General features: G+C 72.1%; 13 protein-coding genes. 6 read left to right on the top strand and 7 right to left on the bottom strand.

The genetic code is table 11. The features are described 5' to 3' along the window. Positions 1 to 41: 41 nt before the first annotated feature. Positions 42 to 1,919 (bottom strand): hypothetical protein, encoded by a 1,878-nt coding sequence (locus tag WMF34_RS42195; protein ID WP_437991345.1) that lies wholly within the window; start codon positions 1,917 to 1,919, stop codon positions 42 to 44. A 195-nt stretch (positions 1,920 to 2,114) separates the two neighbouring features. Between WMF34_RS42195 and WMF34_RS42190 the strand changes: the two genes are divergently transcribed. Next, on the top strand, positions 2,115 to 2,342 hold the full coding sequence (locus tag WMF34_RS42190) for a phosphopantetheine-binding protein (protein WP_437991344.1): 228 nt from the start codon (positions 2,115 to 2,117) through the stop codon (positions 2,340 to 2,342). A gap of 4 nt (positions 2,343 to 2,346) precedes the next feature. Beyond that, positions 2,347 to 3,957, top strand: coding sequence for a class I adenylate-forming enzyme family protein (locus WMF34_RS42185; protein ID WP_437991343.1), 1,611 nt, complete (start codon positions 2,347 to 2,349; stop codon positions 3,955 to 3,957). Here the strand turns inward: WMF34_RS42185 and WMF34_RS42180 are convergent, their stop codons facing one another. Then, positions 3,958 to 4,725, bottom strand: a complete 768-nt coding sequence (locus tag WMF34_RS42180; RefSeq protein ID WP_437991342.1) for a class I SAM-dependent methyltransferase — start codon at positions 4,723 to 4,725, stop codon at positions 3,958 to 3,960. Positions 4,726 to 4,902: 177 nt separating this feature from the next. Here WMF34_RS42180 and WMF34_RS42175 point away from each other — a divergent pair, with 177 nt between their 5' ends. Continuing rightward, positions 4,903 to 6,099: a cytochrome P450 gene (locus WMF34_RS42175; protein WP_012240833.1), complete on the top strand. Its 1,197-nt coding sequence runs from the start codon at positions 4,903 to 4,905 to the stop codon at positions 6,097 to 6,099. Between the two features lie 23 nt (positions 6,100 to 6,122). On the opposite strand, the gene WMF34_RS42170 is transcribed toward WMF34_RS42175, so the two are convergent. Genes WMF34_RS42170 through WMF34_RS42155 form a run of 4 tightly spaced genes read right to left on the bottom strand, consistent with a single transcriptional unit; the run spans position 6,123 to position 10,972 of the window. After that, positions 6,123 to 7,349: a beta-eliminating lyase-related protein gene (locus WMF34_RS42170; protein ID WP_437991341.1), complete on the bottom strand. Its 1,227-nt coding sequence runs from the start codon at positions 7,347 to 7,349 to the stop codon at positions 6,123 to 6,125. Beyond that, positions 7,346 to 7,600 carry an acyl carrier protein gene (locus WMF34_RS42165; protein WP_437991340.1) on the bottom strand — a complete coding sequence of 85 codons (255 nt, stop codon included), beginning with the start codon at positions 7,598 to 7,600 and terminating at the stop codon, positions 7,346 to 7,348. Before WMF34_RS42165 ends, WMF34_RS42170 begins: the two co-directional genes overlap by 4 nt. A 1-nt stretch (position 7,601) precedes the next feature. Then, positions 7,602 to 9,320 (bottom strand): HAD-IIIC family phosphatase, encoded by a 1,719-nt coding sequence (locus WMF34_RS42160; protein ID WP_437991339.1) that lies wholly within the window; start codon positions 9,318 to 9,320, stop codon positions 7,602 to 7,604. Further along, positions 9,317 to 10,972 carry a hypothetical protein gene (locus tag WMF34_RS42155; RefSeq protein WP_012240829.1) on the bottom strand — a complete coding sequence of 552 codons (1,656 nt, stop codon included), beginning with the start codon at positions 10,970 to 10,972 and terminating at the stop codon, positions 9,317 to 9,319. Before WMF34_RS42155 ends, WMF34_RS42160 begins: the two co-directional genes overlap by 4 nt. A 175-nt stretch (positions 10,973 to 11,147) precedes the next feature. On the opposite strand from WMF34_RS42155, the gene WMF34_RS42150 reads away from it, so the two are divergent. From WMF34_RS42150 to WMF34_RS42140, 3 genes are read left to right on the top strand one after another with little or no spacing between them, the layout of a single operon-like run. Continuing rightward, a complete protein-coding gene (locus tag WMF34_RS42150) occupies positions 11,148 to 12,665 on the top strand; it encodes an amino acid adenylation domain-containing protein (protein WP_437991338.1) in 1,518 nt (505 codons plus the stop codon). A gap of 5 nt (positions 12,666 to 12,670) precedes the next feature. Beyond that, positions 12,671 to 12,931, top strand: coding sequence for an acyl carrier protein (locus WMF34_RS42145; protein WP_437991337.1), 261 nt, complete (start codon positions 12,671 to 12,673; stop codon positions 12,929 to 12,931). After that, entirely contained in the window at positions 12,928 to 13,995 is a 1,068-nt protein-coding gene (locus WMF34_RS42140; RefSeq protein ID WP_437991336.1) for a GNAT family N-acetyltransferase, read from the top strand. Before WMF34_RS42145 ends, WMF34_RS42140 begins: the two co-directional genes overlap by 4 nt. Positions 13,996 to 14,012: 17 nt before the next feature. Here the strand turns inward: WMF34_RS42140 and WMF34_RS42135 are convergent, their stop codons facing one another. After that, complete coding sequence (locus WMF34_RS42135) at positions 14,013 to 14,525, bottom strand: hypothetical protein (RefSeq protein WP_437991335.1); 513 nt, start codon at positions 14,523 to 14,525, stop codon at positions 14,013 to 14,015. Positions 14,526 to 14,539 lie beyond the last annotated feature (14 nt).

Raw genomic sequence — 14,539 nt, 5'->3', positions numbered from 1 at the left:
ATGGGGGACCGTGCCTCGGGCGATTTCTCGCGAGCGCTGCGTCATGGCGTATCGGAGGTCGCGAGGAATGCGCGCCGCATATGAATCGACACACGCGAAGCTTCGATGAACATCGCCAGCCTGAATATCGGGCCCACCTGCGATGTTCCCGTCAGGCGGCATTCCGGTAGGGGCAGATCGTCTTCACCTCGCGGCCACTCGGTCGACACGAGATCGGGGCCGATCGGCGCCGACACGAGGGCGCCGATCCAATCGCCCTTGGGCCCCCCCCGCGAGAGCCCGAGGCCGTGCTCGGCGCGCTCGATCACGGCCTCGCAGCTCGCCGGGCGGTCGTCGACGGCGCCGCAGCTGGCGCAGCTGGCGAAATAGCGGGGGGCGCCGCCGGGCGCGCTCACGTCGTAGACTCCCGCCCAGAGGTCGGCGCCGCAGTCGCCGCACGTCCTGCCGGCCAGCTCCTCGCGGAGAGTGGCCGTCGGAAGCCACGAGTCCAGCCAGCTCGACCACATCGTCCTCGTCAGCACCCCGAGGAGCGTTCGTCGCAACGCGGCCTCCAGCTCGGCGCGCGGCCCCGGCGCCGTGCTCGAGCGCGCGAGCTCGCTCGCCTCGACCGCCGCCCGACACGCATCGACCGCCGGGGAGAGGTCGGGCTGCCACGCCCTCACGTTCTCGAGGAAGCGCAGGATGAGCGGCGCCTCGGTGGCCTCGACGGGGGCCGAGGGCGAGGGCACCGTCATGTCGAGGGCGGCCTCGTCGGGGGCTGCCTCGTCGAGGGCGGCCTCGTCGGGGGCGGCCTCGTCGAGGGCTGCCTCGCGCGCTGGGTTTGCGACGACCGCGGGATCGCCGAACAGGAAGAGGCGATCTCGGATCATCGCGTGGGCCTGTCTCCCGAGCGTCTCTCGCCACGCCGCGAGCGCGTCACCCACGCTCACCCCTTCATGCAGCGTGGCGACGAGGGGGATGACCTGCACCGGCCCGGTGTTCACGATCGCGCGCAGCGCGACGAGGCAACCGACCTCGGCCGAGCCGAGGAGCTGGGGCATGAGCCCCCAGGCGTCGACCACGCTCCAGCGCCGCCCCATGATCCCGAAGCAGCTGTTCCACATGAGGACCCGGCTCGACAGCGCGCGCGCCGGCACGAGCCGGCCGGACGCCAGCGCCTCCGCCACCGGCATCTTCTGCCGGTGGCATTGGCCGGTGATCACGCACTTCGGCGACGGACCTCCGGGGACGGAGCTCGGGTCGAGGTCCACGAGGGCGCAGAGCGTCGCCCGCTCGCCGAGCAAGGCGTCGATCCCGTCGGAGTGCGTCGTCAGCGCCATGACGGCGTGCGGCCCCGCCTCGAGATCGCCGGGCGTCTCCAGCGCCCCCCGGAGCTCGACGGCGCCGACGCGGACGGGCTCGAAGTGCCCTGTCATCGGGCTCAGCACGGTGGCCCGATCGAGCGGCGCGGGATCGAGCCGCGCGGCGGCGGCGCGGATCCGGGCCTGTCGCGAGAGGGAGCCCGCGTCGGCCGCCCAGAGGATCCCCAGACGAGCATTCCTGCGCGCGCGCGTGATCTCGTCGAGGAGATCGTGCGGCGCCGACGGGGCGACGCAGGCGACGACGTCGACCGCGTCCATCGCCGTCGCCTCCCGCGGCGAGCCCACATGAACGTAGCGGCGCCCGGTGAGATGGGCATACAGGCGGCCTGCCCTCTCGGCGCCCTCGTCGTACCCCGCGACGAGCCGTTCGCCGCGGTCGCGTGGGCCCCGCGAGGCCGGCTGGACGTCGGTGATCTCCCGCCCGAACAGCGTCGCGACCCGCGCGAGCAACGCCCTCTCGTCGGGGCCGGCGTAGGGCCACACCGGAGCTCCCTGCTCGTCGCTCAACAGCGGATCGTCCCCGGCCTGCGCCACCGGCAAGGCGAGCAGTCGCTCCATCGGCTCACGCGGAGCCTATCAAGGACCTCTCAGGGGATCAATCGGCGGCCGCCGCGGCTGTCTCGGTGCACTCGTCGACGGCTCTCCGTCGCGTCGGCGCCCCTTCGCCGGCAGCTCGGGCAGGGAGAAAAAACGTGCAGCTCCACCCCTCGTCGGAGAGGTAGTCTCCGGACGATGGATGACCTCCTACGAGCGGTGTTGGACATCGCGGCGCGCCACGTCGACGCGGAGAGGGCCTCCGCCATGGGCCCCGACACGGATCTCTCGGCGCTCGGGCTCGCGTCGCTCGAGATGGTCGGCTTCATCCTCGATCTCGAGCGGGGCCTCGCGGTCCAGTTCCCCGCGGACCTCATCGATCCCGCCACGTTCCGCGACGCGCGGACCATCGCCGGCCACGTGCGCGCGCTGCGCGGGCCCGGGTGACCCCATGTCGACCGACTTCGATCTCGCCCACAGCTACGGCGGCGTCCCCTTCGATCGAACGCTCCCGATCGAGCCGACGATCCTCGCGCACATCGCCGCTCGCGCGCTGTCGCAAGGCGACGATCCCTTCCTCACGGCGGCGCGGGCCGACGGTGGGGTCGTGACGCTCACCTACCGTGATCTCGAGGCCCTGAGCCGCCGGGTGTCGTCGTGGGTCCGCCGGCGGCTCGGGGCCGGCTCCGGCGACGTCCTGGCGCTCGTCCCGACGAACGAGGCGAGCTCGGTCGTCACCCTCTTCGGCGCGTTGCGCGCCGGCTGCGCGCTCCTCCTCCTCAGCCCGGCGGACCCCGCCGGGCGGCTCCGACAGCTCGCCGAGGCGCTCGGGGCGAAGGCGGTCCTCCGCTCCCCCGACGTCGCGGCCGACGTCCTCCCGGAGGCGATCCCGGTCCCCGAGGCCGCCTCGCTCGAGGACGGCGCGGCCTCCGATCCCGATCCCGCCGTCGAGCCCCGGGCAGACGCCCTGTTCTTCGGGACGTCGGGGTCGACCGCGACGTCGAAGCTCGTCGCGCAGTCGCACTACGCCGCGGCCGTGAACGCGGAGGCGCTCCGCCGTCACCACGGGCTGAAGCGCGGGGACCGCCTCCTCGGCTGCCTCCCCATTCATCACGTGAACTGCCTTCATTTCACCATCTTCGCGACGCTCGCCGCGGGCGCGCACGCCGTCCTCGCGCACGCCTTCGATCCGTTCGGCTACCCGCGGCTCGTCGAGCGGTTCCGCCCGCGCATCGCCAGCGTCGTGCCCAGCATCCTCGAGGCGCTGCTCGGGGTGTGGCGGCAGCCCGCGCTGCCGGGCGATTTCGAGTACTTCGTCTCGGCCGCCGCGCCGCTGACCGCGCGCACGGCCCGCGCCGTCCGCGAGAAGCTCGGCGCGCGGATCCTCCAGGGCTACGGGCTCACGGAGACCACCAATTTCTCGACGACGATGCCGGCGGACCTCTCCGAGGACGCGTATCGGGCGCACATGCTCGACGTGGAGATCCCCTCGATCGGCGCGGCCCTGTACGGCAACGAGGTGGCGGTGCTCGACCGCGGCGGCGAGCGCGCGGCGCCCGGCGAGATCGGGGAGATCTGCATGCGCGGGCACAACGTGATGACGCGCTACGCCGGCAACGACGAGGCGACGGCCGAGGCCTTCCGGGGCGGGTGGTTCCACTCCGGGGATCTGGGCTACGAGATCGACGATCGAAGGGACGGCCGGCGCTATTTCACCATCACGGGGCGGAGCAAGAACATCGCGAAGGTGCGGGGAGAGTCGGTGTCTCTCGACGAGATGGACCGCGTCCTCCGCGCGCTCCCGCGCGTCGAGGACGCCGCGTGCGTCGCGCTCCAGCACCCCCTGCTGGGAGAGGAGATCGTCGCCGCGATCGCGGGCTCGCAGGCCGCCGTCGGCGACGCGGAGATCCTGGCCCACCTCCGCGCCGTCTTCGCCCCGGCGGTGCTGCCCCGCCGCCTGGTGAGGCTCGAGGCGATCCCGCGGACGCCGACGGGGAAGCTCCTCCGCGCGGATCTCGCGCGGAGGCTCGCCGCGCTCGTCGGGGCCGCTCCGGAGCGCTGATCAGCCGCGCTTCAGCGCCCGGTACACGGTCCTGTTCGGGCCGCCCACGCGCAGCGCCTCCGGCCGCATGCCGGCCGTCGTGGGGTCGAGGTCGCACGCGACGGGCGTGAGCCCCGCCGACGCGAGCGCCGCCGTGACCTCCTGCGGCGCGAACGCGCGGCTGACGAGGGTCTGCTCCACGCGCGAGCACGTGGGGCCGCCGCCGAACGCCCCCGAGACGCGCAGCATCCCTCGCCGCGTGCCCTCGTCCCACACGCCGCGCTTCGCGATCACCGCGTCGGGCTCGTCGATCACGGTGACGTGGTGCCAGTGGCGGAAGTGGGCCGGCTCGAAGAGATCGAAGATGAACTGCCCCCCTTCGAGGAGCGCGGCGCTCACCGCGTGGAAGCAGCGCTCGAGCTCCGCGGTCGAGTCCAGGTGGTTCAGCGCGCCGTCCAGGGAGACGCAGGCGCCCGCGGGGGCCGGAAGGGCGAAGTCGGTGGCGTCGGCCTCGACGAGGCGGACCGCGCCGGCGTCGATCCTGGCCGCGAGCCGCTCCCTCGCGAGGGCGAGCATGCCGGCCGACAGATCCACGCCGGTGACCTGGAAGCCCGCGTCGCAGAAGATCGCGGCGGACACGCCCGTCCCACAGCACAGGTCGACGATCGAGCGATCGACGACCCCGGTCTCGGTCAGGTACGCCGCGAGCCGGGGGGCGAACTCGCGGACCCAACCCGTGTAATAACGATCGTAGAAGGTCGCGAATGTGGCCGTGTACAAAGTCGTCATCTCATGACCGCCGCGCTGCCTCACCTAGTTCGAGGTCTCTTCGGCGTCGACGCGAGCGCGCGACTCCCGCCGTGGAGCGCTGGTTGACAGCCCGCCACGAGGGTGCGATCGTCGCTCTCATCCCCGCTCCCGAGATACCGTCTTTTCCATCCACGCGATAGCACGGAGACGCTCCCCATGTCGACTCCTCACACGCTGCAGCCGGACGATCTCATGGAAGAAGGCGGCGACGTCGTCCGGCGCGCGCAGGAGGCCTGCTGGTATGCCGAGACCTCGATGGGGAAGGCGGTGCTGCGGTATCGCGAGGTCCACGATCTCCTCCGCGACGCTCGGTTCCGTAACATGGGCACCGACGTGCTCACGAGACAAGGAGTCACCGAGGGCCTCGTCCGGCGGATGTACGAGGGGTTCCTCCTGAGCACGGAGGGCGCCGCGCACGCGCGCCTCCGGGGCCTGCTCAAGAAGGGTTTCACGCCCGACGCCGTCGACGCGCTCCGCCCGCGGATGCGGGAGAGGATGCATGCGCTGCTGGACGAGATCGGCGATCGAACCGAGTTCGATTTCGTCACCGCGGTCGCCGAGCGGTTTCCCGGCCAGGTCATCATCGAGCTGCTCGGGCTGCCGGTCTCCTTCGAAGATCCCGATTTCCGGCGGTGGTGCTCGGATCTCGGCTACATCGTCGGGCTCGAGGTGAAGAAGCACCTGCCCCGGCTCGAGGCCGCGTTCGAGGGCCTCCGCGGGTACATCGAGCCGACGATCGCGGCGCGCAGGGCCGAGCCGAGGGGCGACCTGATCTCGACGCTCGCCGCCGCCGAGCAGAACGGGGATCGGTTCAGCGAGGAGGAGCTCGTGTGTCAGATCGTGGCGCTCCTCTTCGGCGGCCTCGACACCACCCGGCGCACGATCGGCAAGGCATTCCTGGTGATGCTGGAGCACCCGGACCAGCGGCGGCTCCTGCAGGAGCGGCCCGATCTGGCGGAGCCGGCGGCGGAGGAGATCCTCCGCTACGCCCCGGGGACGCGCGTCGCGGTCCGGGTCGCTACCTGCGATCTCGAGCTCCACGGAGTCCCGATCCGGGCCGGCGAGATGGTGATCGCCGCGACGGGCGCGGCGAACCGCGATCCCAGGGTGTTCGAGGCGCCGGAGACGTTCGATATCACCCGGCGAGGCGCCGCCCCGCTCTCGCTGGGCGCCGGCCCCCACCACTGCCTGGGCGCCTACCTGGCGCGCGCCGAGCTGCAGGAGGCGGTGCCGATCCTGACCCGGCGCCTCACGGAGGCGGCGCTCGCCAGCCCGGTCGTGGTGCGGACGGCGCGCGAGGGGTCGCCCGGCCCGCGGGTGATCCCGCTCCGATGCCGCGTGCGCCCGCGCTGACGAGCGCCTGCCGCGCCGCCGGATCACGGCCCGACGGGCAGCCCCGCGAGCCCGTCGAAGAGCCGGTCCTCCCACCCGGGGGGGTACCACGAGGCGATCATCAACCGCAGCATCACGTGGCCTCGATCCGCGCACCGGAGGGGCCATCGGCCCGCTCCATGGCGCAGGAAGACCTCCGCCGTCTCGGGCGGCGTGGAGAGAAACACCACGTTGCCGGCGCTCTCCGGGCTCATCACGAAGCCTCGTGATCCGAGCTCGGCGCGGATGCGCGCGGCGCGATCGACGTGGCTCCGGAGCGTCTCCCAGAGCAAGGCGCGGTGCGACGTCCACGCCGCCTCCCACCGCGCCGACGTCTCCCAGGCCTCGAACTCCGCGAGCCCGATGGGCTTCACCGAGGCCCGGAGTCGGTCGAGGCTCCCCTCCTCCGCGCGGGGGAAGAAGACGAACGCGCCCGGCCCACAGTCGATCTTGGGGAGCGAGAACGTCACCGCGTCGGCGAGCCCCATCAGATCGAGGAGCCGAGGGTGAGGATCGGAGTCCTCCGCGAGCTTGTGCGGGCCCCAGACGAGATCGAGCGCGAGCTTCATCCCCTCCCTGTCGCAGGCGGCGCGGAGGGCCCGGAGCTCGTCGATGGACGGCGCGAAGCCGAACAGCGACGGCCACGAGAGGAGGAGCACACGGGGCGTGGGGAAGTGATCCCGCCCGAGGGTCGTCTCCGCCGCTCGTGGGCAATGGGCGAGGAGCGCGTCTTCGAGGTCTTCGAGGCGTATCGTCCCCCGGGCGTCCGTCCGGATCGCGACGGGGAAGAGCTGCCCGCCGCTCATGACCGTGACGGCGCCCGCCTCGAGGATCATCGCATGTCCGACGTCCTCGGCGAACAGCGCGCCCGGCGCGCTCCCCGCGAGGAAGCGCGCCGCGACGGCGCCCGCCGCGGTCGCCGAGGGGCAAGGGAGCCACACGCCCGGCCCGAAGAAGGGAGCGAGCGTCTCGGAGAGGCGCTTCGTGATTCGATCCCTGGCGTAGGGCCCGAGATCCCGGCGAATCAGCTGCTCCGACAGCGCGCGGAGGCTCGATCCGGCCAGCGCCGTCCGGAGCGCGATCTTCCCGGGCTCGGCGGCGCCTGCCACGGAGTCGCCCGCGGAGGAGCGGCCGTACCCCTCCAGCACGCGGCGGAGCAGCCACGGAGGCGCCCCGAAGTGATCGGCGATCACCCGCAGCGCCCCCTCGATCTCGTCGTCCCTCCGGATCATCGCGCCTGCCCCTCCCGCCGCGCCCGGAGCAGAGCGCAGATCGCCCCGACGTTCTCCAGACCTCGAATCTCCCGGGTCGTGAACCGGACCCGGAAGTGCTTCTCGATGGCCAGGAGGATTTGCACGTTCGAGAGCGAGTCCCACCCGGGCACGTCTCGCGCGACCGTCTCCTCGCGGAGATCGAGGCTGTCCGCGTCCAGGATGCCGGCGACGATCCTGGTCAGCTGGGCGAGGATGTCGTCCCCTTCCATGTCATGCCCTCCGGATGAAATGCTCGCGAGGCCGGTAGGTCTCCAGATCGAGATACCAGAGGTCGCCGCGGCGCTCGAAGCCGAGCGTCGCGTAGTGGTCCCTCACGAGCGCATTCTTCGGCGTGGGCAGGTGCTCGCCGATGATCCCGCGCGCCCCTCGCCCGCGCGCCGCCTCGACGAGCACGTCGAGCACGAAGTTCTCCAGCCCGCGCTTCAGCACCCGGCAGCTCATCAGCCAGGTGTCGACGAACATGGCCTCTCCTTGCGCCTCGAGGATGACCACGCTCACAAGACCGTAGGCGCCGAACCGATCCTCCAGGCTGAACGCGAACGGGAGGTGCCCCGCCGAGCCGCTGATCCGCCGCAGCTCACCCTCCGCGTGGCGCACCGTCCGCAGGTTGAACTGGTTGGATCGCTGCGTGAGCTGCGCGACGCGGGGGAGGTTGAAGGGCGTGAAGCCCTCGACCTTCGCCGTCATCTCGAGGCCCCGGAGGAAGTCCTCCGGAGCTCCGGACGGGCCCTGGAGGGCGCGCCTCTGGCTCTCCTCCCGGTAATACGCGGTGCGCCGCGCGTCCTCGCCGGTGAAGGACGCCGCCTCGAAGAGGTTCAGCCGCCGGAGGAAGGGCATCACCTCGACAGGATCGGCGGGCAGCTCGGGCACGCACACCTCGGGCAGCGCCGCGCGCACGGCCGCCCGCTCGACGGCGCTGTCGTCGAGGAAGACCATGCCGTCGAACCCGATCCCGATGACGCTCTGGATGTGCCGGAGGTGGTCGACCTTGCTCTCCCAGCCGGCGCAGAAGACCGCGATGTCCTCGAGCCGCAGCACCATGTCCGGGTGGCGGTCGAACACCTCCCTCGCGACGCGCTCTTCGTTCTTGCTGGACACCGCGAGGACGACGCCGCGCCGCTCGAGCTCCTTCGCCCAACACTGGATCTCCGTGAACGCGGGCCCGAGGCCGAGCTCGCCGAGCTCGATGCCCGGCAGGCCGTCCTCCGCCGCGATCCCGCCCCAGAGCGTGTTGTCGAGATCGAGGACCAGGCACTTCCGGGCGCGCCCGAGGATCGCGTCCACGACGTCCAGCGTCCTCTCGGCGAAGACCGGGAGGAAATCGACGCCGAGCGCCATCCTCGCGGTGACGGCGAGCCGCCGGTCCTCCGCGGCCGCCCTGCCGTGCTCCGCGAAGAGGAGGGCGAGATCGAGGAGGAAGAAATCGTCGCGCGAGCTCGCGAGCTCCATGAGAAGGACGTTGATCCGGCGGAGCTGATGGACCCAGGACGAAGGGATCTTGTTGGCGAAGCTGCCGAACACCCCGTCGTCGATCTCCGGGACGTTGACGTGGAGGATCCGGGCCGAGGTGCTCTCCGCGAGCGCGTCCGCGAGGCGCCGCACGTGCGCGACGTGCCGATCCGCGAAGGAGGCGCGCTCCGCCGAGGGCAGCGCTCGGAACGCCGAGAGCAGCCGCTCGGCGGATCGCCAGACGACGACGAACTCCGGTCGAGAGCGGCGCAGCTCGGAGGAGGGATCGAGGATCGCCTGATCGATCTGATCGAACTCGCCCTCGAGCACCGCGAGCGAGAGGCGGCGATCGGCGGCCTCGCCCCGGAGCGCCAGGGCGTAGAGCTGAGCCGCGGAGTCGGCGAGGACGGCCATGTGGACTCGGCGGAACTCCGGAGAGGGCCTCTTCGCCAGCCTCCGGAGCTCGTCGAACGTCTTCACGCGCAGGCGCCCACCGAGACCCAGCTCGCGCAGCCGGAGCGCGCCTCCCGGATGACGTCGAGGGCCGCGGCGTTGCTCCCGACGTCGACGAACTCCGTCTCCATCCCCGGGGTCGTCTGGAGGGTCAGGTGCAGGAGCGTGCCGGCGACCCGGTACGGCAAAACCTGGCAGGAGCAAACCCAGTTCACGAGCCGCCCGTCCTTGACCAGACCCGCCGCCACGATCCCGTAATCGCTGGTCGAGGCGCGGCATCTCCCCACGTAGATGGCGTCGAGCGTGTCGAGCTCGGGCCGATCGCCGGTCAGGTTCATCTCGGTGCACAGGACGAGCAGCTCCTCCACGCGCGGATACTCCGCGGGCGTGGCCGCCCGGACGTCGACGACGATGTTCAATCCGCGCAAAAAGGCCTCGACGCGCTCGGCGGCGGCGCCCGATCCCGCCGGCGCGACCGCCGGAGGGGAGCCGGCGATCGACGCGGGCCTCGGGGCCGGGCTCTCCCAGCGGACCAGCCGAGGACCGTGGAGGAGGAGCTCTCGGTATCGATGCGCCGGCCCCTCCGGCACGGTGATCTCGGGCGCGTTCGCTCGGACCTCCTCGCGATCGGCCTCGGTGGCGCCGAGGAACGCCAGCGCATGGAGCTCGAGCCCCAGGCGCTCGGCGACGCGCCGGCACGCCTCGGACGCGGGGCGTCGAGGGTCGGCCTCGACCGCCGCGAAGTCGGCGACGTCGAGCGCGAGGCCGTCCACCAAGGCAGGGTGCGCGGAGAAGATCGAGCTCCGTACCTGCTCCGGGATCCCCTCGTACATCCACGCGAACGGCCCCGGATCGCCGTCGGCGACCGGAGCGCGCTTCCGGAACCGGCGCAGGGTCGCGTCGCGATCGTTGCGTGTCGTCAGCGCGAGCGCGACTCCCCGCCTCGCGACGATCCGGAGCGCCTCGTGGAGGCCTCGCTCCATGGACCACCACGCCTCGAGGACGGTGGCCGCGGGCGCTCGATCCGGCGGGAGCCAGGCGGGGTTGCGAGCGTGGAAGTCGTCCGCGAGGAGATCTCCCCGGATCAACAGGTCGAGATCCACGACGACGCACTCGATGGGCGGGAGCGCGCGGGCGGCCCACAGGCTCGCGATCCACTGCGCCTCGTGGAACACCGCCTCGGCGACGGCGTTCGGGCCGGCCTCCTTGCCCGCGCCCGCCCCCAGGGCCTCGCCGTGGCCGAGGCCGCCGAGGACGTCATCCATCGGGATCCCGTGGCGGGCCCAGAGGCCCTGCACGTCGAGGACGCGGTGCCCGCGTATCACCGACGCGAGCTCGTCGAAGGCAGCGTCGATCTCCGCGTCTCCGCCGAGCAGCCCAAACGCACCTGCGGAGGGGCGGCGCACTCCCCTGTAGACGACGGGTGTCTCGCTCAGCGCGGCGACGACCGCCCGGAGCGGGTCGAGATCGAAGCGGGGAATGGGGCGGCCGGCGATCGCGGCGACGCAGATCGGCGCGATCACGTCGAAGCCGAAGAGATCGACGTAAACGAGCGTCGGATCGAGGCGGAGAGCCGCGTCCACCTGCGTCCACCCGAGGACCTTCACCTCGGCGCCGGTGAGCTGGCGGAGCGCCGGCGCGACGCGGAAAGCACCGCAGTTTCCCATGAGAAGGATCATGGCCCCTCGCCCTTCGCGCGCTGAGTGGAGCACATCCCCTGGGGGTCGTCAACGCTCGCGCCCCGGGCCCCGCGCCGCTGATCCGGGGCTGTTGCCCGGCGTTGACGGCCACTTTTGGACCTGATTGAATCGCGCCGTGGTGGCCAATGGCGCGATCCGACGTCTCGAAGAGCTGGTGTCGAAAGAGGACCTGCACCACCCCGACGCCACTGCGCTCGTCGACGGCTCGGCGCGGCTCTCGTATGGAGAGCTCGATCGCCGGAGCGACGAGCTCGCGCGCGCGCTCGTGGCCCGCGGCGTGCGGCCGGGCGACCGCGTGGCGCTCCTCGCGCCCAAGTCGGCCGAGGCGATCGTCGCCCTCGTCGGCACCCTGAAGGCCGCGGCCGTCTGCGCGCCGCTCGACGTGACGAGCCCTGCCCCTCGTCTGGTCCGGATGCTCCGGACGCTCGCGCCCTGTCGGCTCGTGATCCACCCCGAGAGCGGCGGGCTCGCCGCGCGGTGCCTCGACGAGCTCGGGGACGCCTCCGTCTCCGAGGTCATCCGCCTCGGCGAGGACATCGCGGCTGCGCGCGCCGAGCGGCCGGCGCCGGGGGCTGCTCCGGACGATCTGGCGGTCATCCTCTTCACGTCGGGCTCGACCGGGGAGCCGAAGGGTGTCCCCCTCACCCACGAGGCGGTGCTCCACTTCGTCTCGTGGTCCACTGCCCATTTCGGAGTCGGCTCCGACGATCGCGTCTCCTGCCATTCACCACTGCATTTCGACGCCGCGCTCTGGGACATCTTCCGCGCGTTCCACGCGGGCGCGGAGCTGCATCTCGTCCCTGCGCGCGCCAACCTCCTGCCGCGATCGCTGGCGGAGTTCATCCGCGACGCGAGGCTGACGCAGTGGGACTCGGTGCCTTCGGTCCTTGTCGGCATGGCGAGCAGAGACGTGGTGGCCCACGGCGACTTCCCCGAGCTTCGAAGGCTGATCTGGTATGGTGAGGTGTTCCCGACCAAGGCCCTTCGCTACTGGATGGAGCGCCTGCCCCACGTGACGTTCACGAACACGTACGGCCCCACCGAGACGACGATCACCGCCAGCCATTACACGGTGCCGCGCGTCCCCGACGACGACGCGCCCATCCCCATCGGCGAGGCGGTCCCCGGCAAGCGGCTCTCGGTGCTCGACGCGGATCGCCGCCCCGTGGCGCCCGGGGTGATCGGCGATCTCTACATCGGCGGCGTCGGCCTGAGCCCGGGCTACTTCCGCGATCCGGACAAGACCGCATCGGCGTTCGTCGAGGCGCCCCCCGGCTCCGGCGAGCGCCTCTACCGGACAGGCGATCTCGCGAGGATCGACGAGGCGGGGATCGTCCACTTCCACGGCCGCGCCGACCGGCAGATCAAGTCGCGCGGGTGCCGCATCGAGCTCGACGAGATCGCCGTCGCGCTGGGGCGCATCGCCGGGCTCGCGGAGAGCGCGGTCGTCGCCGTCGCCGTCGACGGCTTCGAGGGCGCGCGGATCTGCGCCGCGTACGTCCCGATGCCCGGGGCCACGCGCAGCCCGGCGGAGCTCCGCGCGGAGCTCTCGAGCTGCCTGCCCCCGTACATGCTGCCGGCGCGCTGGCTCGCGCTCGACGGGCTGCCCAAGAACCCGAACGGAAAGATCGATCATCGGGCGCTCGAGCGGCGGTTTCTCGAGGAGAGGTAGCGCGCATGTCGGAACGAACCCCGCCGATCGCCTCCGTCCAGCAGATCCTCCGCGAGTCGCTTCACCTCGGGCCGGTGGGCGAGGACGTCGATCTCGTCGAGAGCGGCCTGATCGACTCCGCCGCTTTCATGGATCTCTTCGTCCTCCTGGAAGATCGCTTCGGGATCAGGATCGAGGCCGGCGACATGGATCTCGAGCACTTCCGCACGGCCGCCCGGATGGCGGCGTTCGTGGCGGGCAAGCAGGCGGGTCCTCCGGGGCGATGAGCGGCGCTCGGAGCCCCTGCCGGATCACGGCCTATCGCCCGGGCGACCGGGATGCCGTCGTCCACTTCCAGCGGCTGCTCTGGAACGGGGGGCCGAGCCTCAACGCCGCCTACCTGGACTGGAAGTACGGCCGCAATCCCTACCTCGATCATCGCTATCTCATGCTTGCCTGGGACGGCGACGAGCTGGCCGGGATGGTCGGCGCCTTCGGGGCCTGCTGGGAGGCGAACGGCGGCGATCGCGTGGTGCTGCCCTGCCTCGCCGACGCCGTGGTGGCGCCCGACCAGCGAGGCGGGCCCCTGTTCGGGCGCATGCTCGATGAGCTGGTCGCGCGGCTCCGCGCCGACGGGATCCCGTGGCTCCTGGATTTCGGGAACGGCCTCGCGGTCCCTGCCCTGCTGATGCAGGGGTGGAAGGCCATCGGCCCGTGGCCGCTCGCGAGCGCCAGGCGAGGAGGGCGCGTCGTCGACGCTCGCTCCTGGCCGGAAGCGGAGGGGGGCGGCCTCCAGGGTTCGCGGTCCGGCGTCTCCATCCGCGCCAGCCGCGCGCCTCACCCGCCGACGATCGCCGCGCTCGCGGCGGAGGTCCCGTTACCGGACGGCGTGCGGCGTCATGTGCGCGATCTGGAGTACATCACGTGGTGGCACCAGAACCCCTTGGCTCGCTATTTCTACCTCACCGCGGAGGCGGAGGGGGCGCCGTGCGGGTATCTGGTCGGCCACCGCTCGCTGGACCCGGACGACCACCCGACCCCGACGACGATCCTCGACTGCGAGGCGAGGAGCGACGAGATCTGGCTGGATCTGCTGGAGACGGCGTTGACCCACCTGCCGGGATCCACGGTGCTCCTGTGGGCGCGCGACATCTCCCCCGGGCGCCGCGGCGGACTGGGCTCGGTCGGCTTCGAGGTGAAAGAGCCCACGGGACAGGTCACTCGTGACTGGCAGTTGCCGAGCCTCATCCTGCGCTCGACCGGGGTCCTGGGTCCTTCGTCGCCGCTCGCCGCGCTCGACTCACCGGCGGCCTGGGATCTGCGGGCGGTGTGCGGGCGGAGCTGGCGTTGAGCGCGGGGCGCGCCCGCTCAGCGCAGGACCTTTTGCAGGTACACGCGGCGCCGCCCGTCCTCCGACTGCGCCCGGCCGTGCTCCTCGAAGCCGAACATGCCGAGCAACGCCCGCACCTGCGTCAGATCCGGGTTCGCCTCCGAGCGCAGCACGTCGGCCCCGCCCGCCGCCGCCAGCTCGACCGCCCTCCGGAGGCAGCGGGCGCCGGCGAGGGAGCCTTTCGCCAGCCCCGCGGGGTGGACGACGAGGCGCGATAGATACGCGGGCTTCCCCGCGGGCGGGAAGATCGCGAGGTCGGCCTCGAACGGCGGCTCCCACGTCAGCGTGAACATGGCGATCGCCTCCGCCCCCTTCCGCAGGAGGTGCACCGAGCCTGCCTGCACGCGCCGCCGCGTCGTCTCCACGCGCCGCGCGGGCGCCGGGTTCTCGGGCGTCGCGTGGTGGGCGTCGCTGGCGCAGAGGAGCGCGTGGACCTCCTCCGCGTTCGAGGCGACCTCCCACGATCCCTGCGGAGACGCGTTCTCGGTCACTGCATGTCCCTCGT

It is taken from the genome of Sorangium sp. So ce145, assembly GCF_051525985.1.
GTDB classification, from domain to species: domain Bacteria; phylum Myxococcota_A; class Polyangia; order Polyangiales; family Polyangiaceae; genus Sorangium; species Sorangium cellulosum_B.
This window is presented reverse-complemented; position numbering and strand designations above follow the sequence as displayed.

What these genes read in the sequence shown, in the direction of transcription:
- WMF34_RS42195 (WP_437991345.1), bottom strand. Translation starts at nt 1,919, where the DNA reads ATGGAGCGACTGCTCGCCTTGCCGGTGGCGCAGGCCGGGGACGATCCG.
- WMF34_RS42185 (WP_437991343.1), top strand. Translation starts at nt 2,347, where the DNA reads ATGTCGACCGACTTCGATCTCGCCCACAGCTACGGCGGCGTCCCCTTC.
- WMF34_RS42180 (WP_437991342.1), bottom strand. Translation starts at nt 4,725, where the DNA reads ATGACGACTTTGTACACGGCCACATTCGCGACCTTCTACGATCGTTAT.
- WMF34_RS42175 (WP_012240833.1), top strand. Translation starts at nt 4,903, where the DNA reads ATGTCGACTCCTCACACGCTGCAGCCGGACGATCTCATGGAAGAAGGC.
- WMF34_RS42170 (WP_437991341.1), bottom strand. Translation starts at nt 7,349, where the DNA reads ATGATCCGGAGGGACGACGAGATCGAGGGGGCGCTGCGGGTGATCGCC.
- WMF34_RS42165 (WP_437991340.1), bottom strand. Translation starts at nt 7,600, where the DNA reads ATGGAAGGGGACGACATCCTCGCCCAGCTGACCAGGATCGTCGCCGGC.
- WMF34_RS42155 (WP_012240829.1), bottom strand. Translation starts at nt 10,972, where the DNA reads ATGATCCTTCTCATGGGAAACTGCGGTGCTTTCCGCGTCGCGCCGGCG.
- WMF34_RS42145 (WP_437991337.1), top strand. Translation starts at nt 12,671, where the DNA reads ATGTCGGAACGAACCCCGCCGATCGCCTCCGTCCAGCAGATCCTCCGC.
- WMF34_RS42140 (WP_437991336.1), top strand. Translation starts at nt 12,928, where the DNA reads ATGAGCGGCGCTCGGAGCCCCTGCCGGATCACGGCCTATCGCCCGGGC.